Origin of the sequence: Aquabacterium lacunae (genome assembly GCF_004310865.1) — a bacterium.
In the GTDB taxonomy this organism is placed as follows: Bacteria; Pseudomonadota; Gammaproteobacteria; order Burkholderiales; family Burkholderiaceae_C; genus Aquabacterium; species Aquabacterium lacunae.
Genome location: NZ_SIXI01000059.1, coordinates 1 through 345, shown reverse-complemented (window position 1 = coordinate 345; position 345 = coordinate 1). Strand labels below are relative to the sequence as shown.

General features: G+C 61.4%; 1 protein-coding gene. It reads right to left on the bottom strand.

What is annotated here, in order from left to right:
* On the bottom strand, nt 1–345 hold a 345-nt coding region (locus EYS42_RS16975; protein ID WP_483458048.1), incomplete at both ends, for an EF-Tu C-terminal domain-related protein.

Here is a 345-nt window from a genome sequence, read left to right as displayed (position 1 = left end):
CGAAGCGCAGGCCTTCTTCCATGGCGATCGGGGCGATCAGCTTGACGGTGATCGACACGTTGTCGCCAGGCATCACCATTTCCTTGTCGGCCGGCAGCTCGATCGAGCCGGTCACGTCGGTGGTGCGAAAGTAGAACTGAGGACGGTAGTTGTTGAAGAACGGGGTGTGACGGCCGCCTTCGTCCTTGCTCAGCACGTAGATTTCGCCGGTGAAGTGCGTGTGCGGCTTGATCGAACCGGGCTTGCACAGCACTTGGCCGCGCTGCACGTCTTCACGCTTGGTGCCGCGCAGCAGGATGCCCACGTTGTCGCCAGCTTGACCTTGGTCCAGCAGCTTGCGGAACA